20 protein-coding genes are annotated in these 23100 nt (G+C 38.5%); 4 read left to right on the forward strand and 16 right to left on the reverse strand.

The window, feature by feature from the left end:
- Window positions 1-240 precede the first annotated feature (240 nt).
- Entirely contained in the window at window positions 241-996 is a 756-nt protein-coding gene (locus tag M1D52_RS21260) for a GNAT family N-acetyltransferase (RefSeq protein ID WP_013665304.1), read from the reverse strand.
- Between the two features lie 377 nt (window positions 997-1373).
- On the opposite strand from M1D52_RS21260, the gene M1D52_RS21265 reads away from it, so the two are divergent.
- From M1D52_RS21265 to M1D52_RS21275, 3 genes are all read left to right on the forward strand, one after another.
- The gene (locus tag M1D52_RS21265; RefSeq protein WP_013665303.1) at window positions 1374-1883 is read left to right on the forward strand and encodes a UpxY family transcription antiterminator; all 510 of its coding nucleotides are present in this window, start codon (window positions 1374-1376) and stop codon (window positions 1881-1883) included.
- A 79-nt stretch (window positions 1884-1962) separates the two neighbouring features.
- Window positions 1963-2337, forward strand: a complete 375-nt coding sequence (locus M1D52_RS21270) for a helix-turn-helix domain-containing protein (protein WP_013665302.1) — start codon at window positions 1963-1965, stop codon at window positions 2335-2337.
- Window positions 2338-2437: 100 nt separating this feature from the next.
- Window positions 2438-4177 (forward strand): phospho-sugar mutase, encoded by a 1740-nt coding sequence (locus tag M1D52_RS21275; protein WP_013665301.1) that lies wholly within the window; start codon window positions 2438-2440, stop codon window positions 4175-4177.
- 69 nt (window positions 4178-4246) lie between these two features.
- On the opposite strand, the gene M1D52_RS21280 is transcribed toward M1D52_RS21275, so the two are convergent.
- From M1D52_RS21280 to M1D52_RS21295, 4 genes are all read right to left on the reverse strand, one after another.
- A complete protein-coding gene (locus M1D52_RS21280; protein ID WP_437365242.1) occupies window positions 4247-5137 on the reverse strand; it encodes a glycosyltransferase family 2 protein in 891 nt (296 codons plus the stop codon).
- 3 nt (window positions 5138-5140) lie between these two features.
- A complete protein-coding gene (locus M1D52_RS21285) occupies window positions 5141-6295 on the reverse strand; it encodes a polysaccharide pyruvyl transferase family protein (protein WP_437365244.1) in 1155 nt (384 codons plus the stop codon).
- 21 nt (window positions 6296-6316) lie between these two features.
- Window positions 6317-7279 (reverse strand): nitroreductase family protein, encoded by a 963-nt coding sequence (locus tag M1D52_RS21290; RefSeq protein WP_013665298.1) that lies wholly within the window; start codon window positions 7277-7279, stop codon window positions 6317-6319.
- A gap of 188 nt (window positions 7280-7467) precedes the next feature.
- Window positions 7468-8913: a lipopolysaccharide biosynthesis protein gene (locus M1D52_RS21295; RefSeq protein ID WP_437393476.1), complete on the reverse strand. Its 1446-nt coding sequence runs from the start codon at window positions 8911-8913 to the stop codon at window positions 7468-7470.
- A 581-nt stretch (window positions 8914-9494) separates the two neighbouring features.
- Here M1D52_RS21295 and M1D52_RS21300 point away from each other — a divergent pair.
- Window positions 9495-10616: an acyltransferase family protein gene (locus tag M1D52_RS21300; protein WP_437393477.1), complete on the forward strand. Its 1122-nt coding sequence runs from the start codon at window positions 9495-9497 to the stop codon at window positions 10614-10616.
- A 79-nt stretch (window positions 10617-10695) separates the two neighbouring features.
- On the opposite strand, the gene fcl is transcribed toward M1D52_RS21300, so the two are convergent.
- From fcl to M1D52_RS21355, 11 genes are all read right to left on the reverse strand, one after another.
- Window positions 10696-11637, reverse strand: coding sequence for a GDP-L-fucose synthase (gene fcl, locus M1D52_RS21305; RefSeq protein ID WP_437365252.1), 942 nt, complete (start codon window positions 11635-11637; stop codon window positions 10696-10698).
- Between the two features lie 67 nt (window positions 11638-11704).
- On the reverse strand, window positions 11705-13237 hold the full coding sequence (porM, locus tag M1D52_RS21310) for a type IX secretion system motor protein PorM/GldM (RefSeq protein ID WP_437365254.1): 1533 nt from the start codon (window positions 13235-13237) through the stop codon (window positions 11705-11707).
- 41 nt (window positions 13238-13278) lie between these two features.
- Complete coding sequence (gene porL / locus M1D52_RS21315) at window positions 13279-14085, reverse strand: type IX secretion system motor protein PorL/GldL (RefSeq protein ID WP_013665293.1); 807 nt, start codon at window positions 14083-14085, stop codon at window positions 13279-13281.
- Window positions 14086-14092: 7 nt separating this feature from the next.
- A complete protein-coding gene (locus M1D52_RS21320; protein ID WP_013665292.1) occupies window positions 14093-14755 on the reverse strand; it encodes a hypothetical protein in 663 nt (220 codons plus the stop codon).
- Between the two features lie 253 nt (window positions 14756-15008).
- Window positions 15009-16043, reverse strand: coding sequence for a type IX secretion system ring subunit PorN/GldN (gene porN / locus M1D52_RS21325; protein WP_437393479.1), 1035 nt, complete (start codon window positions 16041-16043; stop codon window positions 15009-15011).
- Window positions 16044-16116: 73 nt separating this feature from the next.
- Window positions 16117-17445, reverse strand: a complete 1329-nt coding sequence (gene porK, locus M1D52_RS21330) for a T9SS ring complex lipoprotein PorK/GldK (RefSeq protein ID WP_013665290.1) — start codon at window positions 17443-17445, stop codon at window positions 16117-16119.
- A 468-nt stretch (window positions 17446-17913) separates the two neighbouring features.
- The gene (locus tag M1D52_RS21335; protein WP_013665289.1) at window positions 17914-18540 is read right to left on the reverse strand and encodes a response regulator transcription factor; all 627 of its coding nucleotides are present in this window, start codon (window positions 18538-18540) and stop codon (window positions 17914-17916) included.
- A gap of 458 nt (window positions 18541-18998) precedes the next feature.
- Window positions 18999-20390: a UDP-glucose 6-dehydrogenase gene (locus tag M1D52_RS21340; RefSeq protein WP_013665287.1), complete on the reverse strand. Its 1392-nt coding sequence runs from the start codon at window positions 20388-20390 to the stop codon at window positions 18999-19001.
- A gap of 152 nt (window positions 20391-20542) precedes the next feature.
- Window positions 20543-20929, reverse strand: coding sequence for a VanZ family protein (locus M1D52_RS21345; RefSeq protein ID WP_457941740.1), 387 nt, complete (start codon window positions 20927-20929; stop codon window positions 20543-20545).
- 53 nt (window positions 20930-20982) lie between these two features.
- A complete protein-coding gene (locus M1D52_RS21350) occupies window positions 20983-22077 on the reverse strand; it encodes a mannose-1-phosphate guanylyltransferase (RefSeq protein ID WP_437365262.1) in 1095 nt (364 codons plus the stop codon).
- A gap of 31 nt (window positions 22078-22108) precedes the next feature.
- On the reverse strand, window positions 22109-23026 hold the full coding sequence (locus tag M1D52_RS21355) for a nucleotidyltransferase family protein (protein WP_437365264.1): 918 nt from the start codon (window positions 23024-23026) through the stop codon (window positions 22109-22111).
- Between the last annotated feature and the right edge of the window lie 74 nt (window positions 23027-23100).

A 23100-nucleotide genomic window follows, 5' to 3' on the forward strand; every position in this document is an offset into this window, starting at 1 on the left:
CATCAATCATCAAATCAGAGTAGAGCTCCGCCATTCCACTTACAGTAGTTACTTTCCGATAAAGAATTCATTAACAAACTTTATCGTTTTGTTTCGATGCAAAGATTATCAAATCATCAGTAAAAACCGCGCTCTAAGGGCATTATGGTAACAAATAGCGCAGATAAACGAAATAATGTAGACTGTTTCACAAAATGCCACGGAATAGCACAGCGACCGAGAATTCAATACAAACGATTGTTAAAAAAGTGCAAGTTCATTGACTGGCTTACTCATCAATAGTGCTTTATCAACCACCTCAAATTGCAATTTATGCTGACTGATATAGCCCACGGACGTAATATTTCTTTTAATCATTGCGCTACGCAGGAGATTCAAGTTTTGCAGTAAATCTTTATTCTTCACAATTAGGGTTCTATTAGCTAGTACAGTGCCTATATATATACGCCCGTAATGAAGTTGTGCAAATCCAAATTCGTCAAATTTAGTGTAGAAAGATGACCAATCGATATCATCAACAGTGTTTTCACTTTCTATTGTAGATTTTAAATCGTACCAGTATGTACAATCTACCGGTTCCATACCTATGCTCAGGTACCAGCTCAATGCTCGACTATTTTTTTCAAAAACATGAAGTTGAAACAGATGATCACCGGTTGGCAATCCGCTTTTTATATCTTCCATCGCTCGCGTTAATAATGTCGTCCCTATTTTGCTGCCGCGAATGCGATTATCAACCACAATATGTTTAAGAAAAATAATTCCATCTAAGAATTGAAAACAAGCAAAGCCACCAAGTTCGGCTGTGGAACGATTATAAATATAATACGTTGCGTATGACGGGTGGTCTAGAACCGATTGAAAGAATTTGAAATATCCTTGATCTTGATGGACGAAGAAGCGTGATACAGTGGGATCATAAGCGGTTTTCAAAGATTCACATATCACCTTAACCAAATTTCCATCAGACCGTTTTAACCGACGAACCTCGTACATAGCTTTCAGAATTATATTACTCCTTTACGGAGAATGAGTAGACCTCTATATTAGGCAAGTATAGCGCTGCTTTTTCAAAAAAATGGACTCCTTTTCGATTTCGTAGAAAAAACGTATATAACTTCACATATAATCACGGATTTACGCTTCAAATTCGCCAAAAAAAGAGAATTCAATCACACCTTCACAACACGCCGTGACATCTCGCACACATTTAGGCCAAAGTACACACATTAACCATAAAATAGGCTACAAAACAATAAAAACGGATTAAAAGAAGCATATAACGGGCTAAATTTGAGCTGAAATCGCTTGTTTTCAGGCGATGGAACGTCCGATTTCAAAGCAAGACAGTATGATAATAGTTCAATTTTAAGATGAAAAATCAAAAACAATGGATAGCCATCTATACCCGTCCTAAATGGGAAAAAAAGGTTAATCAATTTCTTGTTCAACAAGGAATAGAGTCATTTTGCCCATTAATAAAGACAAAGAGACAATGGGCCGATAGAAAGAAGATCGTCGAAATCCCTTTGTTTTCTTCCTATGTCTTTGCTGAAGTCAACCATTCAGAACAATATCAAGTCGAACAGGCGGCCGGAGTTGTTGGAGTAGTATATCACTGCGGAAAACCGGCAATTATTACAGAAGCAGAAATTAATCGAATTAAAACTTTACTTAGAGAGGATTATCCTGAATTGGAATCCATTTCTTTTGATCAAATTGGCTTGGGCCACCGTATTAAAGTAAAGACTGGCGTTCTATCCGATTGGCAAGGGGAAGTTATAATGGTTAAAGGCAAGTCAGTAGTTATGGTTCTGGAACAGTTTAACTGCGCGTTAATTGCGAAGGTAGATGTTTCGCAACAAAACCTAATACTTGCTTAATGATTCTTATCAAGGATAATATAAAAAATAATATAAAATATTAGAAAACACAAGCAAATCTAACCTAATGCAAATCACAATGGAGAAACACTATGGCCATATTATAGAAAGAATTATCAGACGTAATGGTTATAGCATAAGTGAGTTAGCACGTCTAACTAATGTAAATAGGAGATCTATCTACAATTGGTTCAACCAAAAAAGTTTAAAACCGGAAATAATTTTTCGAATAGGCTGTGCTTTGAAACACGACTTCTCAGAAGAATTTCCGGAATTGTTTACAGAAGACGAATTTCAAAAGGTAATATCCCCTGAGAAAAATTCAACCGATGAAAAACCGGCCGCTACCGAAGGTAGCAGTAATTATTGGAAGGATAAATATATTAAGATCTTAGAAGAGTATAATCGGCTACTAGTCAACCAAGTGAAACAAGATCCGAAGAGCAATAAATAAGCAAAAAAATAAGAGCTCACTGCTGTTTTTTTTGACGACAATTAACTATTTTGCAGATCAATTATTATTCATGTAAAGTTACTTAAAAAGACATTTACTTATGGCAATTAGCAGCTTAGATCCCTCCATTAAACAGAAAGTCGAAGAGTGGTTAACCGGTAACTACAATCAAGAAACAAAAACATCAATTCAGAACTTATTAAACCACGAGGAATGGGACGAATTGAATGATTCGTTTTATAAAGATCTTTCTTTTGGAACCGGAGGTCTACGGGGCATCATCGGCCCTGGCACCAACAGAATAAACATATATACAGTTGGCAAGGCTACGCAAGGTTTATCCAATTATTTAAAAAAGACATATCCTGGACAATCTATTAAAGTAGCAGTAAGTTATGATAGTCGAAATATGTCCGCTACGCTTGCTCAAACTGTAGCCGACGTATTTTCTGCGAACGACATAATCGTTTATCTATTCAGTTCCCTTCGTCCTACGCCAGAGTTATCTTTTGCTATTCGTGAACTTAACTGTCAAAGCGGTGTAATGATTACCGCATCTCATAATCCGAAGGAGTACAACGGTTATAAAGCCTACTGGTATGATGGAGGACAACTAGTATCACCGCACGATAAAAATGTCATTACGGAAGTTAATTCTTTAACCATTGATCAAGTACTATTTTCTAAAAAACCGGAATTGATCCATTTGATAGATGAGGAAATAGACACACGCTATATTGATAAATTAGCAAATCTGTCTTTGCGCTCCGAAACCGTTAAACAGGAAAAAGATCTTAAAATTGTATTTTCTTCTATTCATGGGACCGGAATTACAATTGTTCCTAAAGTACTAGCCAAATGGGGCTTCGAAAATGTTCATATTGTTGAAGCGCAAGCGATACCCGATGGAAATTTTCCGACGGTTGTATACCCCAATCCAGAAGAAGAAGAGGCTATGGCTATTGGCTTAAAAGAAGCGTCAAAATTAGATGCTGATTTGCTTTTAGCTACTGATCCCGACGCTGATCGGGTTGGAGTTGCCGTAAAAGATTTAGAGGGAAAATTCACTTTATTAAATGGTAACCAGATAGGCGCGCTTTTGGTAGATTATGTGTTAAGCTCAAAGCAAAGCCTTGGGCTGCTTAAAAGCAATGATTACACGTGTAAAACAATAGTAACTACCAATCTCATCAGTGATATCTCTCGTAACTACAACGTTAACTGCTATGAGGTTTTAACAGGGTTCAAATATATTGGCGAGTTAATGACGAACCTTTTGCCCAAGGAAACATTCCTTGTTGGTGGAGAAGAGAGCTATGGCTTTTTGATAGGTGACCTGGTAAGAGACAAAGACGCTGTTGTATCTTGTGCTTTCATAGCAGAGATGACTGCTTACTACAAAAGCATGGGCAAGACTTTGTTTGAGGCGCTGGTTTCTTTGTACGTAAAACACGGCTTTTATAAAGAAAAATTGGTATCATTAACAAAGAAAGGCCAACGTGGGGCAGAGGAAATTAAATCGATGATGCAACGATTAAGAAACGACCCCCCGAAATCATTAGGAGGAAATACGGTTGCATTGCTGCAAGATTACGAAAATCGGCTTGCCACCAACATTAAAACAAATGAACAGACTCCTATCGCATTACCAGCCTCCGATGTATTACAATTTATTTTGGACGATGGAAGCGTATTATCTGCACGCCCCTCAGGTACCGAACCAAAAATCAAATTTTATTGCAGCGCAAAGCTGCCAATAAATACTATTGAAGATTTTAATACTGTTAATCAGGCTTTGGACATGAAAATCGAAAATATGATGAGCGATTTATTGAAGTAAAGCCCCGCTCAATGGGCTGGATAGCTAATTGTAGAGAAAGCTATCCAGCTTTCTTGTACCATAGAGATGCTATGCCCGGTTAGCCGGTTTTCCGAATACTACTTTCAGCTTCTCAAGATTCATGGTGTGTCTAATGTAAAGACGTAGAAGCAACACCTTTGCTTTTTGATAAATAGAAAGCTCTTTTCCGTAGCATCTAAGCATATGGAACGTGTAAGAAGCCGGCTCAAAAGTTTTCAAGTAATCTTTTATAGCAGCCATCTTATTGCCATTTAGCATATGCGCAGTTCCTCCTCCCACGCGCTTAGCCTTTTTGGCCAATTCCTGCATAGTTTTACGAGCTGGATGGAAGATCTTCACACCCTCGCTATACTCGATATTAAACCCGCTTTCAGAAGCACGCTTTGCCCATTCATAATCCCCCCCCGAAAATAGTGCCTCATTAAATGGACCGGCTTTGTCGAAAACATATCGCTTGCTAAACATATTACCAGTAACACATGCGCCAATAGAATTAACCGTTTCTGCTTGCTTAAAAGCAAAAACCTTTTCATAAAGCTCTGCATTAGTTGGCCGCTTATCATCCTCATAAAAAATCTGAATATCTCCGGCAATGCGGTCGCACTTTCGCTCTTCAAAAATACTAACAGCATTATATATCCAATCTTTATCAGGTAAACAGTCGGAGTCCGTAAAGCCTAAAATTTCTCCTTTGGCCAAAAGTAGTCCTCGGTTTCTAGCAGCATAAGATCCCGATTTTCTTTCACTGACGATTTGCCAAGTTTCCGGAAGGGAAATAAAGGTAGGCACCACATCATCAGGATCATTATTTACTACAATGACTTCAAAGTTTTCAGCTGGAAATGTCTGTTTTGATAGCGCTTCCAAACATAGAGAAAGTCTTTGCCAGTCTTTGTAAGTAGGAATAATTATTGAAACGAACGGCTCTGTACAATTCATGTGTCAATTAATTGTTTTAAACACCAAGTCCCACATCTCACCAGCCAACACCTTTTGTTGTTCTCCATTTTTTTCCAGTTTTCGACGGATATCAGATGCCGATATTTCAGCTAAAATCATATTAATTTTGCGTTCAAGCATGGCAGAGTTTTTTAACTCGTCGTCCTGCAGTAAACCCTCACTATAATCATAATCCTCCATTAAGGCTAAATACTTATGGCTCCAGCCTACACAAAGGCACGGCACAGCTTGGGCTAAAGCACTAACCAGACCATGAAAACGTGAGGTAATGACCGCGTGAACCTTTCCTATAATTCCCTTAACATACAAGGGATTGTCTTCTTTCAAAATTGGAACATCAAAAGATAACATCTCTTTCACTTCCTCTGCCAAACGCAAGTCTTTCACTCCCTCATGAATCAAGAAGAAAGGTAATTTCCCTTGCTTTTTTATTAAAGTGCAAACGTCCTTTAAAAAGTCTATATACTCACTCCTATTGCTAAAAACGCTGGATTCAAGCAGTTTATTATTGGGAATAATTGCTACCTCGCATTTATTTAAATCAAAATAGTCGGGCAACTTACCCTTAATTAGATTTGTAAAATCCGGACGTAATCCGATATTCGTCTTCTTTCCCTCCAAACCATGCAAATACTCATAAGAATATTTGTCTCTAGCGAAGACAAGATCGGCATGATCTAAAATTACCTGCATTTTATTCCGGAGTTTCGGATCGGTGAAAGCTCCGAATGCCTGGGGTAGCAAAATGACCTTTTTCCCTTCTTTTTTCCACTTAATAATATGATCTGCCAATCGATCTCCAGCCTTTTTTGGCCCCCAAAAATCACCGAAGGCAAATCCAGATCCATCCATTATGGTATTAATTTCGCGCTCAAGTACGAATCCCATATTGCGTCTTATAGACTTTGGTAGCACCCCACCCCATGCAGCAGCGTTAATTCCAAATTTCTTACCGTTCATTTTAGTATAAATGCCTAACTCACGCTGCTTGTGGATGGGTGCACTTTCTCTTGTTTCCATCACAAATATCGTATCAGGAGCGGTTTGTCGAACTTTATCCAAAATTGCGTGCAACATAAGTTCTGCGCCTTTGTTATGAAATTCTACTCCTCTTAATTCAATGATCAACTGACTCATATTATTTAGCTAAACGATATATTAATTAAATTTTCTAATTTGAGATAATGGCCTCTTCTCTGAATATGCAACTAATCCTTGAGGATCAGGATAGCCAACCCCCATACACATGATCGGTCGTTGGAATTTCTCAAGCTTCAAGAAGTTCTCCATCTTTTTTTCTTTATCCTCTATATCGGGCCAGTTAATGGAACAACTGCTCAATCCCATAGTTTCTAGTGCCAACATGAAAGACATGGAAGCTAGGGAGGCATCTATATATATAATATGTCTATCTCGTTCATCAAAGTAAGCATCTAGATTTCCGACCATGACTATTAAAACAGGTATAGAATGACCGTATCCTTTTGTTCCCATTGGAATCTGCACCACCTGGCGAACTAAAAGGGGGTCGTCAAAAACGCGAAATTCATAAGGCTGGCGATTACAGGCACTAGGTGATTGATTTGCCGCCAAAATTGCTTTATCTATTAACTCTCTAGGCACTTTCTTATCTAAAAACCACCGAACAGATCGCCGTTGCTTACATAAACGATAAAATTCATCATAAGTAATTGCAGATTCACTGTCTTTTGTTCTAAAATAAGGGATAGACGGAATCGTTGATTGACAGGACGTCGTAGACTCGGCATGCCCGTTGATAATATGGTTGAACCTTGCTTTTTCTTTACGTACGAACTCGTCATTCCCGTCAACAACTTGAAAATATTCGACTAACACATCATAGAACCATTTCATTTGAGGATTATCGCCATGGGCATTAGCAGTCCTCCACACACCTTCGAAATTGTCGACCGTTTCGCGTAAATATTCTTTACCAAATACATTCTTTCTTGGGCGCATCAAAAGCCCCTTCTCTATTCGATGTGTATTCCGTACCAACAAAAAATAATTTGATTTCAGCCGTTGGGATTCTTCTAGATGTTTTACTCTACCTGTTAAAACGGCCTGAAGTTCGCGAGAGAAAGACCGATCAAAGAACATGTAATAAAACGATGTTAAAAATCTTGATCTATAACATCTTTTTGGAAGCACCTCACGTAAAAAATATTGAGTAATTGCCTTCAACCTATTCATATTAAAAAAGTATATATTTCTATTCAATTATCTGCTCGTTCGCATCTACTTATCGTATAATTCTATGCTATCGCATAAATTTATTTGCTGGGGATTTACGCTCGCTTACTTCTCATGAAATTAATATGTGCCGTCAGTTCGTCCCCCATGAGCTTATAAATTGAAAGCCCAAATACAAGCAACACAATTAGTCCGACAATTAAGAAATTAACATGAAAAAAATTCAACAGGGCACTGCCTATTATAAAGGAAAATAAAGTAGCAAAAACGGACCCTTTAATTTCGTTGAAAAGCTCGCCGGTAGTCACCTTAACGGTAATGAGATAGTTAAATGTATATTGAGCTATTAATACGTTAAAAACTCGGCTAAAAAGAACAGCCCAAGAGGCGCCTACAATTCCGTATTTATATATACCAAAGACCAAGGCGGGTATGTATACAGCCGCTTTTACCATTTGAAGTTTCAACTCTAAACCCGGTCTGCCCAAGGCCCTTATTAAAACAGTATTACTGTTAACTAACATCTGAATCATAATGGATGCAGATAGTATTTTCAAGGGAAGAATTGAATTCTCCCATTTACTTCCAAAAATATGAAGAACAAAGGGCTCTGCTAATATAAACAGAAGCAACATCACCGGAAAAACAATCACACAGTTATAACTGACAACTTTCAAATAATATCGCTTCATAGCATCGGGATCTCCTTGCTTTTTGCCATACAAAGGATACATCACATTATTTATAACGGCCATCAACCTGCTTCGAAATGTGTCTGTCAGAACAAAAGCAAACGAGTACGATCCCAGCAATTGCGCCGACAATAATTTCCCAATCAATAAATAATCAATATTATTGACGAAATAGTTAATCACATTTGTGCCAGTGGCAAAAATTCCAAAACCAAATATATCTTTAAAGGCCTTGTGGCTCCAAGAGAGTTTAGGAAGCCAGTTGGTGGCTTTAAAATAAAAGGGAATAGCAAATACAATAATTGCGGTAGAATTAAATGCTAAGGACCAAACACCTGCTCCCCACAAAGCTAACAAGATAGAAATAATACCGGCAACGATATTACTCGCACTTTCAATACGTGCGATTTTCTTAAAATTCATCTGCTTTGATAATTGAGCACGATTCACTAGGTTAATAGGACTTAGTAGAATTCCTAAACTGATGACAGGAATAAGTTGCTCAAGAATCGCTTCGTTATAAAATTTAGCTGCCAAAGGAGCAATTGCGAAGGCCATTATCCCATACAACAAGGCAGACCAAGCGATTCCCGTCCAGAAGGCTGTGCTGTAATGAGCAGATGTTAACTGGTCTTCCTTCTTTTGGATTAATGCTGCTCCAATCCCCAACTCTGTTAAAACAGAAACAAACCCTGTAAATACCGTTGCCATCCCAATTAATCCAAATTGTTCAGGCAATAATATTTTAGCTAAAACCAATTTGACTATAAAGGCAAACCCTTGGTTAACAATAAGCTGTATTGCATTCCAAAAAACTCCTTTTAAAACCAAACTTTTTGAACTATCCATTCGCGCTTCTTTATATGTCTCAATTTCGGGGTAAAACTAAGCGTTAAATTCGTAAATAAGAGCAGTGAGAAATGAACGTTCTACTTATGAGAAAAAAAAACTTTAAAAAAGATAAAAGTGTATAAAATACACAAAATATCATTAACAAAAATCAAGAGCACTACCCGGTATTTTGAGTATTAAAATAGAACGACTGACATTCCGTTTCTTGTGGCTGGCCAATAATGCTCCATTTACATACATTACGGCGCTAACGACAACACCGAAATAGCTTATTATTCCTTAAGGAACATACATTCACATATTCTATAAAGTCAGTTACCATATACATAAAAATATACGCAAAAAAAAACACATACTATTCTACTTTATGGAGAGGAAAGATGCATAAATATAAAAATCAAATTAAAAAGCTCACAATTGCGCAAACAATACTCATTTATTGGGCAACTTAAGTACAAATCATTGTTAACCGTATCAAAAAGCCTATGTTTGCAGCATAGTGCCCTTCAAAATGAACTTACTTTATAGAGCACTAATAGTCCGATAACGTAAGGCGAGCGATAATAAGTTAATTTGATATGGAAAAGAACAACAACCGACTTCAATTTCTAGATTGCTTACGTTTTTTTGCTGCATTATCAGTAATAATCCAACATATATTCGAACGATTATCACCTCAGTTTGGTTGGTTCAGTTCACATTATTTTCAATTTGGCATTTTTGGTGTCTGCCTATTTTTTATAACTAGCGGTTTTATTATCCCTGTATCAATAGAGAAACATCAATCAATAAAAAAATTTGCGATAAGTCGTATTTATAGATTATATCCTTTATTTCTGGCAAGCCTGATCTTAAAAACGTCGCTCATTCTAAACGGAACAATAAGAGGGGTCGACCCCACCTTAACGGTCGTTCTTGCCAACATCAGTATGTTGGCTAAGTTTATCGGACAACCGCTGATCGAAATGTCTTACTGGACACTCAATCTTGAGATGGCATTCTATATTATAGTAGCAATATTATTTAAACTAAACATACTCCAACACAGCGTCAAATTAGCACTTACAGCTCTTTGCGGTGTGCTCTTCATTGGCGTAGTGCCGATTTACCTTCTCCATCTTTTTGATGCGGGTATGTTGTTAAGTTATTATTTAGCCACTATGTTCGTTGGTACTGTCTATTACAGAAACATGAAAGGCTTAGTCACCAACAAAACACTTTGGCTAACAATCACTTTCGCTTTATTTGTCTTGTTTATAAACAGCTTTCTCACATTCGGAAAACGTGTACCGGATCCATCGCTCTTCGGGGGCGACCGTTTTTGGCCAGTTGTAAATGCGATTTCTCTTGCTTATATACTGTTTACACTAGGCTATCTATTTCGGTCTAAATCTTACCCAAAAGTCTTTGTATACTTCGGCACAATTAGTTATTCTTTGTACTTGAATCAAGGCATTGTTATTAGATTGGTATTACCTGCCATCGCAAGTCCTGTGCTAGCCAGTATTTCAGCGATTGTTATTACGTTCCTCATCTCCAATTACACCTATAAATATATAGAGCTTCCATTTATTAACCGAAGCCGAAAAATAATTAAAAGAATGGGGCAGGATATCACATTGGTAAGTAAAGACATCATATCTGAAGAAGCGAAAAGAGTCGCAGTTGAACCGAAAACAATAGAAACAACTGATAAATAAAACCAAAATGTAAATAAAAAAGCAAGCCCTAGTTAATAAGGCTTGCTTTTACCAAGTGCTTTTTTTAACATAAAAGAGATTACCTTTCAGCAACCATCTCCGCATGTAAAAAGTCGTTATATGCTAAAGTAATTCCTTCTTTTAATTCGACTTTATGTTTCCAGCCCTGTTGATGTAATTTGGCAACATCCATCAATTTACGGGGTGTTCCATCTGGTTTAGACGTGTCGTACCTAATTTCTCCTTCAAATCCGACAACATCTTTAACGAGCTCAGCTAGCTCGCTAATAGTTAAATCTTCTCCAGTTCCAACATTTATTAATTCTTTTTCAGAATAGGTTTGCATTAGAAATATACAAGCATCAGCCAGATCATCTGCATATAAAAATTCCCGCTTAGGTGTCCCTGTCCCCCATATCGTTACAGAAGGAGCATTAGCTACTTTCGCCTCATGAAATCGTCTAATCAGGGCAGGTAATACATGAGAATTTTGAGGATGGTAGTTATCGCCTATTCCATACAGATTTGTAGGCATGACACTTATAAAATCACATCCATATTGATCTCTATAAGCCTCACATAATTTTATGCCTGCTATTTTAGCAATCGCGTAAGGTTCATTTGTGTGCTCAAGCGGCCCCGTTAAAAGGTAATCTTCTCTTAAAGGTTGAGGAGCCATTTTTGGGTAAATACAACTACTACCTAGAAACATAAGCTTCGTAACTTGCTGCTGGTATGCTGCGTGAATTATATTGCATTCCATCAACAGGTTGTCATATAAAAAATCAGCCCTGTAAGTATTATTTGCTACAATTCCTCCTACCTTTGCGGCTGCTAAAAAGACATATTCCGGTTTTTCTTCCTGAAAAAATGTGTGGACGGCTCCTTGATTACGAAGATCTAACTCAGCAGAAGTTCTAGTAATTAAATTAGTGTAACCTGCTAATTTCAAATGACGGGTAATAGCGCCGCCAACCATGCCACGATGGCCTGCGATATAAATTCTAGAATCTTTTTCCATATAAATCAATTTTATTAAAGAATGCTAAGGCATACCATAACCCTCAAAAGCTAAGATTAAGATAATGTTAATTGGCAGACAATGCCACCGCATTTAACTGCCTTGGAGTCCCGTCAGGCCCAACAGCAATAATATTATCAAAAATAACTCTTGTTCCCGGGCCTATTCCATTCAAAGCCGACTTCATCGCAGCACTTAAGGAGTTTCCGCTAGTTGAAAGAACAATGGCATCGGCTCGAGGCTTTGCTAAGATCATGGTAAATTTGGTAATATTAAATTTAGCGTCAAAATCAAAATTTTCTAAACTTGCAAATAAGGCATTTTGTGCTTTTAAAGCAACGGAAGCCATCGCACCGCCTGATTTCCCACCAAATTTAGCAATGGGATCAGGGATCCGCTTCACCCTGAAATCCGTTGTACTCAAAGTTTGCACTTTGCCCGGTGCCACTTCAGCTGACACCGATATTTTAGCCGTTCCCGGAGAAGATACACGCGCCACGTACTTTCCATTGGATCCGGATAAGCTGCCGCCACTTATACTTACCTTAATTTTATCCGCGGGCGTGCCGGGGGCAGACACAGATAAAGGGTTATCCACACCAATGTAAAGAACATTCATTTTGTCGGGAGAAACAACGGCCGATGGTCTCGATACCTGATAACGTTGTTCAGGAGTGCGATATTCTTTTATCGTTCCATCCGTTTGTTTTACTTTAATAACGCCTGTCCATGTAAAGACACCTTCTTTAGATGTATTAACGTTATACACACCTTTTCCATTACTTACCTGTAAAGCACTCCCGTTTACAGAAATAGACGGATCTGATTTAGAGTCATAAGCAGTTAAGAAAACTTCAGCAGTGTATGGCTGTCCCTGAATCAAATAAGAGGTAGGAGCAACGGCTACTGCAGCAAATTGATCCAGGTTTACGACAGCCTGATCCATTTTTCCTAAGATGCGTTTCACCACATCCGACTCCGCGTTCTGTGCATCGGTCTGGATCTTGGTTAAGATAGCCATGGCAGCAGTCAACGGAGTGCCATCGCCAAAATTGATCTCTTCCCATTTTTTCTTCCCGTTAACACGTTTCTCCGGATCGTTGGCCTCCAGGGAGAACGTTACCGTTCCTCTATCTTTTTCGTCCAGTAATGCCAGCAGCTTTTCTCTTGTGCCGTTTATTTTCTCTTTTAACTCCGCGCCTTTTTTCTTGTTAATCATCAAGCCGGGAGCGATATCCATATTATCACGCTGTGACAGATCCCCGGTATCCTCATCATAACCACCGCCCTGCTTTTCAAACTCTTTCTTTAGCGTATTGATATACTCGTTCAGTTCGCCTACAATAGCCCTTGCCTGTTTTGCCTTTTCATAGATAGGCCTGGCGCGTTCCGGTTCTTCCTTTAGTTTGGTATTCTCAAAGGCCATGAACAACTGTTCTACAGAATTGTTGACATTCGATCTCGAAGTTTCCAAACTATCATTTATATTTTTAAAGGCATCCAATATGGTATCTGATACATTCAAAGCCAGCATGGCTAATAATACCAAATACATGATATTAATCATCCGTTGCCTTGGGGTCTCTTTTCCTAAAGCCATTAATTACGTTTTTAATTGTCAAATGAATAATATCCGGAAAACTACATGCGCGGCTGGTTCATAGCGCTTAGCATATTGCCATAAACTGCATTTAAGGCAGCAAGATTTTTAGCTAACTTGTTAACTTCATCTTTAAACATTTTTGAGTCGTCTAAAGATTCGTTGAAGTTCTGCATAGTAGAGCTCAATTGTTCATAGAACCTATTCATTGACTGTAGATGCGCATTTGAATCTCTTAATTCACGCTCGTACATCGCATTTAGGGAACTCAGATTTTGAGTCAATTGTTGTACCTGATCATGGTAACCACGAGTGTCCGAGTTGGTGGACGACATGGCAACAAGATTGGCTGACGCCTTTTCAAAGGCAACACTTAAACTGTCGAATTTAGATGAAGCCAAACGAAGCTTCTCTGTAAACTCGTTGGCAGCAAAAGAAGCATCAGAAAGGTTACTAATAGCAGTCACTTTTTCATTAAACGAACGTAACCCCTTACCTAAACTGGCAATCGTCTCGGGCCCAACCTGAGCATCAGCAAAGATTTTATCCAAGGCGAGGGTAGTTGAGGCGTTCGGATTTTGTATCGGCCTCGCCGAAGTTTTAGGTAATTCTCCGCTATAATCATCGGCTAGCTCAGGATAAACTCTTTCCCATTCGGGATCCTTAGGCGGCGGGTTGAAACCCATTAAAAAAAACAATAGAGCCTCTACACCTAAACCTGCTCCGATCATGTAGTTTGCCATTGCTCCGCCAATATGGAGTATTTTAAACAGAGCTCCTAAGATTACCACACTGGCTCCCCATGAGATAGCTACGTGTAGCCAATTTGAATTGTCTTTCTTCTTCATACTTAAATTATTGGAAATATTTATTATAACTGTTTTTAAAAAAGATATACGATATTCCAACTTGTACATTTACCCCGGGCACCATATTGTAAGGGAAAGAATCTAAATCTTCACGTAATTTTGGTATGTCAACAGGATCCTTTTCGTAGATTTTTATCGCTGTCGACTCTATAGGGATATAATACCCTACATTAACCGCCATATTTAATCGTTGTGAAAGCCTTATTCCGTTTATTCCTGTTCCTATGTAAGGTCTTAATTTCCCCCATTCAACGCCATAATCCTTCTTTTGATCAGCCACCTTGCGCGTTCCAACATAACGCTCATACCTGTTCTCAAAAAAGTATCCTATTCCAGCACTAACAATCCATTTACGGGCAATCCAACTGTCTTTCCCAATAAGCGGCTGCCAATCCGCCAATAAAGTTACGTCCGAACGGTTTATTTCAAACACCCGATTACCTAATTTCATCTTAGAGGAAGGAAAGATACTTGCTCCCAATCGAACATTGAATGCGTCCGATAACGGATAAGCTCCCTCTATTCCGAGCCCCCTAGTTCCCACATGAATGCCTACACCGGGATAAAAGCTAGAATATTCTTCCCAAATCTGCGCTTTTACTTGCAGACTAGCAAGTGCTGTAATAAAAAATATGAAGATTTTTTTCATCCGTATATAATTTGCTTTTTTAAAGGCGATGAAGCCGTCCGATCTTCGCTTAAGGGCTGCTCAAGAGTTCGTAAGCTCCATTATTCATCCCTCGTGTAAGTTTAAAAATCATGAAGGCTTTATCAAATAATTGTTAATCTGTTTTACCTGATATCAATCGAACTACACATTTATACCTGCGTGGCCTTTACTTACCAGTGACCGCAACTTAAGTTTTGACAATCTATAAAACGTTTAAAAGCACCAATGACTACTATTGACGACTTTCTGTACCCTCAGCCTGTTCATTTCTCAACACTGCCTTTTCCTTCTTTCCGTCGTTCTTTTCCTTTTTTTCTCGCAAATAATCCTCGTCCTTCGAAACTAAGTCATCCGAGTTGACCCCTTTAGGATTGCGCCATAAACGGTCCTTATAAAGCTGAATTTTATCTTCAATTTCTTTTTCGGTAGTATCCTGTCCATCGGTAGCATATTGCATTCGTTGACTTGGAGAAGTTTGTCGTACAATCTTGCTTGAAAATTTACGCTGTACAAATAGATCGTCCATTGTCATATCATAGAGCTCTTTATCAGGATCAGACACATCCAGTTGTACCAAAGTGTATCGTAACTGTGGAAAATACAGCCAAAAGGCGGGTGTCTCTCCAACCGACTCAGCCAATTCCGCAGAGGAATTGATTGTCATCAAAGGCGCTACGCCAATAATCCTTGTTTCCAGTTTACCTCGTTGTTTATCGAAAAATATATCTTCTTTAATACGAAACTTCGTCACCTTTTCCGGGTTAAATTCATTTAAAGTCATCTTGGCATCGATCTGGTTTCCTTCATTATCAAAAATCGGTACCAGCACGCTATCCGTAAAGCGAGCTTCTCCTTCTCTTGCGGTCAGCTTCGTTTTAAAACCATCATCTTCCGGATTATAAGGCGTTAATTTACCTTCTTTGATACTTTTCATAATAGCCTCCATCAATGAAGCTCCGGGGATAGCAAAAATATAGTTCTCTTTATCTTTCAAATCGATGTCTCTCCACACGCGTTTGTAAAAACGAATATTCTTTGGATTAACCTTTGGATAAGCAAAAGGTACAGCGTCATGTAAATCACTCACCTGATAATAGCCATCCGTTTGGGGCACAGTATCGATCAATAACACACTACCATTGTCTGCCATCGAATCGGGGATCGTTCCACTTATTCCCTCTTCTACAATAGTTGTATCCGGAGTTTCCTGCGCCAACAATCCGAAAAAGCAGAAGAAACTCAATATACCGGTCAAAAACATTTTCATAATTATTATTCTTTTTCTCAACAATGATTTTCTAGCGTTTCGAGGTACGCTCTAAGGAGCAACTTTGAAACCATCAATTTTTGTACTTTCTTGTTTTTACTTGTGGGGTCGCCATTTCAAAAGCCGACATTACACACCTGAATCCAATATAGGAATGTGCTTCATCTTGTTGTTCGTAATTTCTCGCATCGCTATTCAGCATGCTTCCATTATCTTTCCAAGATCCACCCCTAACTACTTTCCGTTTCAACGCATAACTTGCATGATCATCTGCGTCGTATAATAAAACGGGATTTAAGTCGTTCACAAATTCAATGGCTGAAGGACTGAAAGCATCCAACGTCCATTCCGACACGTTTCCGGCCATATTATATACGCCAAATGCATTCGGAGTATAAGCTTTTACAGGAACCGTAAAGGTAGATCCATCTCTTGAATAGGTCCCTTCTCCTTGCTTAAAGTTTACTGCAAGTCTTTTTTTGTCTGATTTGCGATCATCGATTGTTAATCGGGTCCGTTGAATCGTATCTACCGGATCAAGCTTCCCTTCTGCGGCATATTGCCATTGGGCTTCGGTAGGTAAGCTGAAAGTCAATTGATACCCCTTTAGATAGGAGTTCTTTTGCAAACTTGCCATAATCTCCTTTCCCCGCCAATCAGCATATGCCCGGGCCTGTTTCCAACTTACACCGACCACCGGATTGTAGTCAAAAGATTTATGATAAAAGTAGTTTGCATCCATAGCATGCATTTGAGCATTTGGAAAATCTTTTGACCAAATGTCGTCTACTGGCATCACTCCCACGGTGTCTGTTACATATTGATCATTGTTCCTGCCGTCCATTTTTAAATAAGAAAAGCGATAAGTTAGCAGGGCATCGTTTAAAACTCTTTTACCTGCCTTCATGGTTAACATTGGACGCAGCTTCTCTTGAATTTCCGGATTTTTACTTAGCCATAAGGGAGACTCTTTTTTCACCCTTTTCCAATCTATCAGTCGTTCCACATTTGCGTCGTTAGTGCCGTCTTCATTCGTGTTGTCTTCTTTTAAAAAGTACTGATCGTCTTTTAAATAATCAACAACAGCAACCGAGTCGGCAACCCAATTTACAAATTCGCGGTACTGTCTGTTTGTGACTTCCGTCTCATCGATAAAGAATGCACTTAAGCTTACGTTTTTCCCCATGTCGCTACTATCTTGCGAACTCTTATAGAAGATCGTTCCCGAAGGGATGTATACCATTCCCGGAGGTGCCGGCAGCCTATTACCCCGGAAAGACGAAACTCGGGGAGAATCATATAACTTATTTGATTTACACGCCGTCATGAATAATGCCAGTGCCATTATACCACCAAACGCAGCACGACCGGCAATCCGACTAAATCTGTTTAAAGCTCTCATTTCAATTATCATTTTTAATGGCAGTGAACAGCTCTTTATAAAGAGGTGTTCCGATATTTACACTTTTCTATTTTATCACCAAATATTTTGCAACGTGATTTTGATGATTTATATCCCAATTGAGCCATAAGCCATCAAAATAAATTGATCTTTCTTTAAATGCACTATTTTCTCAACAAAATGTGTATAAACTCACATTTTTATATGGTAAATAATAGACTATGGCTTATTGAGCATACTCGCTCCCAAATTACAATATCCTGATTAAGGTCATAATTTTGATAGACTTCTTTATTTCGTTTCATTCGTCGTTCTCTCCATCAATGGGAACTACTATGCAAAAGTAGGTATTCGGCTACAAGCCGCCATACTCGATTTCTGACCTATTTATACACAGGTATAGACAGCATTATACATTTGTTTAACAAAAGGTCTTTAGGAAATAAGGCTAAGAATTACGGGTTATAACTAGCTAATGTGGACGAATTTATGTTTAATTGCCTGTAAAACGAGTCCGGTTCGACTTTTCACTTTGAATTTAGCAAACAAACTGGCTCGATAACCATCAATTGTTTTAATCGACAGAAACATGCGTTTTGCGATCTCATGATAATTTAAGTCGCTACAAGCCAAATACAAGAATTCCTTCTCCCGATCTGTCAGATCTATTTGAAGCGCGATGTCTTCTACACTTTTTTCTGTCAAATAAGAGTTATAATACCCTTTTGCCCATACTTCAGTTAATGCCAAATTGAGTTCCAAAACATTCATATTTTTCGTAAGGTATGCGCAACAGCCTGCTCGGATCATTTGAAGTACACTGATCGAATCGCTTAAAACGGAAAGGGCAACTAATTTTATATCCGGATAGGTAAACTTGATTTTGCCGGTAAGTTCTGCACCGCTCATATTGGGCATAAGCACGTCAATCAATAATATATCTGGATAGCTTTCTTGTCGTCTCAATTTATTTAACAAATCATGTCCGTCGGTAGCGTGCATTGTGACTTGGAAATCGGCAAGATTATTAATGAGCATGATTAAAGACTCCAAAACCAGCGCATGATCATCTACTATACCTATAGTTGCTTTCATAATAAAATACTTAAACAGTTGTTATGTATTTACCTGTTAAATCTAGATTGGTGTAAATTCTATATGATTATTTCATCAAGAATTTAATCCTTCTTCAATATTCAATCCAGTACCAGAATTTTTAGGTCTTAACAAAGATGACAAAAAATATTTTTATGCCTATTTCACTCTTTGTAAAATATTGTATAGTAATGGATGCCGATTTCACATTTCACATCTCAATTGCATTTTACAATGAAGAGAAAAAACAACTAACAATCTATATAACAACAGGTTATATAATTCCGTTATTATAAACAGAATGAACACAATCTACCTATCTATGAGAAAACTTAAATAAAAATGTGCAAAAATTGTTGTTACAAAATTTATATTAAAACAAAAAGGCTAGAAAATTCTAGCCTTCTATTTAATTTAATTCGATTTGGTAAAAGTCTGATAATTACTTTTCGTTTCTACTAGCTCCCTATCGGACAAACTTTAAATCCAATATTCTCGAGCTTCGCTTTATCGAGAATATTTCGTCCATCAAAGATATGCGCCGGCTTCAACATGTTATCGTAGATCCGCTGCCAATCATACTGTTTAAACTCATCCCACTCGGTAAGGATAGCCACGGCATGGGCGTCTTTACAGGCCTCATAAGGATCATTATATACTTGTACAAGCTGACTGTTTTCGTCCGATGATCTGGTAGCCAAGTAGTCTAGGTCAATATAAACTTGCTGTGCCGGCACTTTAGGATCATAAACACCGATATGAGCCTGTTCGTATAGTAAGTGATCGGCTACATAAATCGCCGCAGATTCGCGCGTATCATTGGTGTCTTTCTTAAAAGCCCATCCTAGGAACGCGATTTTCTTTCCGTTTACCGTATTATAAAGCGTTTTTATAATCTTGTTCGCGAATCGCTTCTTTTGGTGATCATTCATAATAATCACCTGTTCCCAATAATCGGCAACTTCCGTAAGCCCATAACTTCTAGCGATATATACTAAATTCAAAATATCTTTTTGGAAACAAGAACCGCCAAACCCTACCGACGCTTTCAAAAATTTGGAACCTATTCGGCTGTCCGTTCCGATAGCACGCGCTACCTCATTAATGTCTGCTTCTGTATGTTCGCACAGTTCAGAGAGCGCATTAATCGATGAAACTCGTTGCGCTAAAAAAGCATTGGCAGTTAATTTTGACAGTTCAGACGACCAAACATTGGTCGTAAGAATCCGTTCTCTAGGCACCCAATGTGCATAAATCTCTACTAACGCCTCAATTGCTTTCCTTCCTCCCTCATTTTGGTCACCGCCTATCAGTACTCTATCAGGAAATAATAGATCTTCTACAGCCGTGCCTTCTGCTAAAAATTCAGGGTTAGAAAGTATCTGAAATTTAACCCCATTTCCCGTATGTTGTAAAATGTCCTTTAAAGTGCTTGCTGTTCGAACCGGAAGTGTTGACTTTTCGACAACGATCTTATCGGATTTACTGACACGCGCAATTTGCCGTGCACATAACTCTATCCATTTCAAATCAGCTGCTTGGCCTTTACCCGCTCCGTAAGTCTTCGTTGGCGTATTCACGGAGATAAAAATCATATCTGCCTCATCAATTGCTTTATCGACATCGGTTGAGAAAAAAAGGTTTCTCCCGCGTGCCTCTGATACAACTTCACTCAATCCTGGCTCATACACCGGAATTTTGTTCACATCTTGGTCATTCCATGCAGCAATACGAGCTTCATTCAGATCAACTACGGTAACCTGAATACCAGGACATTGTTTAGCTATTACCGCCATCGTTGGGCCTCCTACATAACCCGCGCCGATACAGCAGATTTTTTTTACAGTCATTTTATTAGAAGAGTTTTTTTAAAATTGTTAAACCAATAAGTTGAGTTTGCTCCAAAGATAAATAAAGTATGTCCGCAAGCTTAGTACAACTCGTTACATTTATTACACGAAATTTGTTCAGAGAATTGCGCTCACATCATTAATTTGTACGGTTATTCTACATTAACGAGTTTTATTCCTTGTATTATTAAAGCTCCCAAAATAGTTCCTAGCGTATTAAATATTAAATCGTCGATATCCGGAATCCCGATTCCCAGTACAAATTGACATGTTTCTATGCACAAACTGAGTACGAAACCTAAAATAATCATCCCCCCGTAGTGCTTAAAGCCAAAAACGATATATAAAAATAAGGGCAGAGGGGTAAACATCACAATATTTCCGATTATATCTAAGTACACACTACTAACGTCACCCGCATGCCTATAAAGATACCATTTTAAACGAAAAGGCTGTAAAAGCGGATTTTTACGGTGTCCCCATGTGGCGCTCGGCCTTCTTCCTGCAAAAAAAAACCACATAGAATAAGATGATAAAATACAGTAAGCACCATATTCTCCATACCCATTTCATAATGGAATCCAAAGAATATTTAGATATAACTTTCACCAAATTGCTTAGCCGCATCGGCAACAACCTGCTTAACTTCCTGTTCGCTATCGATCGGACAAATCATCAACGTATCATTTGCCTCCACTATAATATAATTATGTAAATTTTTCAAAACTACCTTTTTATAACTCGGCACATTAACCATGCAATTGCTGCTGTTGTATAGAATCACATTATTAGCGTCTGGTATAAGCACATTGCCGCTATTATCCTGTTGACTTAACCCATAAACAGACGTCCATGTTCCTAAGTCAGACCAGCCAAAATCTACAGGTAGGACATAAACCCGTTCGCTTTTTTCCATGATTGCATAATCAATGGATATATTCTCACATGCTGGATAATACGCTTCCAAAAAAGCTTTTTCTTCCGGTGTATTGTATTTTTCCTTTCCACCTAAAAATACCGCATTCAATTTCTCTTCGTACTTTTCTAACTCAGCGAGAATTGTACGCACATTCCAAATAAAGATACCCGCATTCCAGAGGTACTTACCGCTCGAAACATATTCTTGCGCTACTTGTAAAACGGGTTTCTCTCTAAAAGAAGCGACTTTGTTAAAGTTTGAAAATCCGGTAAGCGTCTCGTCGCTAATTTGAATATACCCATATCCCGTATCCGGTCTTGACGGCTTTATTCCTAGGGTAATCAACGCTTCGCTGTTTTCCGCTGCTTCCAGAGACATTTTGATATCCGACAGAAAACGCTCCGTATCTTGAATAAGATGATCAGAAGGGGCAATAACGAGTGTTGCATTAGGGTTTAAAGCTTGCAATTTATGACAGGCATAGGCGATGCAAGGCGCCGTATTGCGCATGGCCGGCTCACCGATAATTCTGTTCTCATCGGTAATCCCTAACTGCTCTTTTACCAATTCAACATATTTATGGTTTGTTAGCACATAAATATTGTCCTCCGGAACAATTTGCTTGAATCGCTCGTAAGTACTTTGAATCAAGGTTTTACCTAACCCAAGCACATCAATAAACTGTTTAGGAAGTGATGTTCTACTAACTGGCCAAAAACGGCTACCTACGCCCCCGGCCATAATAACAACATAATGATTTTTATTCATATATAATTTTTTATAACTGCGCAAAAAAATGCTAAACAGCTACCTCTTTCCATAAGTACTTAGGATAAACCCCTTTCTCAACTAAATCAGACAGTTCGTTTTTAACCAACGGTTTATCTTCTTGATACGTTACTCCAAAGCACGGGGCGTCAATAGGGATCACCCGAAAGCTTGCCTGTCCTTTCTGTAGCAAGATCTGCGCAGCCTCCGGTATGAGAAATTCGGCTTTCGGATCCGTTATATTTTCACGTACAAAAGTAACAAACAAAGGCTCAAGTAACGAAAATATCGCTGGAGTAAAACCCCAAAAATTCATTGAAACAAGATCTTCGGCATTTAACTTGCCAGGTGTCCCATCGTGCTGAACAAACTCGATTTCACCTTCAGGATTTCTGTAAACTTTTGCTCGCTCATCCAACCTTTTCAATTCACTTGAATCTGATATGGCACAAACCCCTCTCGTTACAGGGCCACTATCCGATAAAGTTTTGTCAATCTTATACCCTAATAGCGCAAAGTAATCATCTTTAGCTTCATCTGCCAGAAAAGCCGCCATTTGCCGAAAAGCTATAAGACTATAAAAATCATCCGCATTAATCACACAAAAATTTTCTTTAACTACATTTCTTGCAGCCAACAGCGCATGTCCGGTTCCCCAAGGTTTAGTACGCTCAATATACTCATTAAAACCGTATTCTGCCAATTGAGGCTCTTGAAATGCATAATCAACTTCCATTTGGCCTTTCAAGGCCTTTGCAAACTTCTCTTCAAATACAGTTTGATGTTCTTTCCTAATGATGAAACATACTTTTCCAAATCCGGCACGTATGGCATCAAAAATAGAATATTCCAAAATTGTTTCGTTATTCGGTCCAAAACCATCAATTTGTTTGTTTCCACCATAGCGGCTCGCCATTCCAGCGGCTAAGATTACTAAAGTCGGTTTCATTTGCTATTAATTTAAATCAATTTTTAAAGGAACTAATATTGACGACTCGCAAACGTAAACGATTTCGCCAGGAA

The sequence above is a fragment of the Olivibacter sp. SA151 genome, from assembly GCF_054130995.1.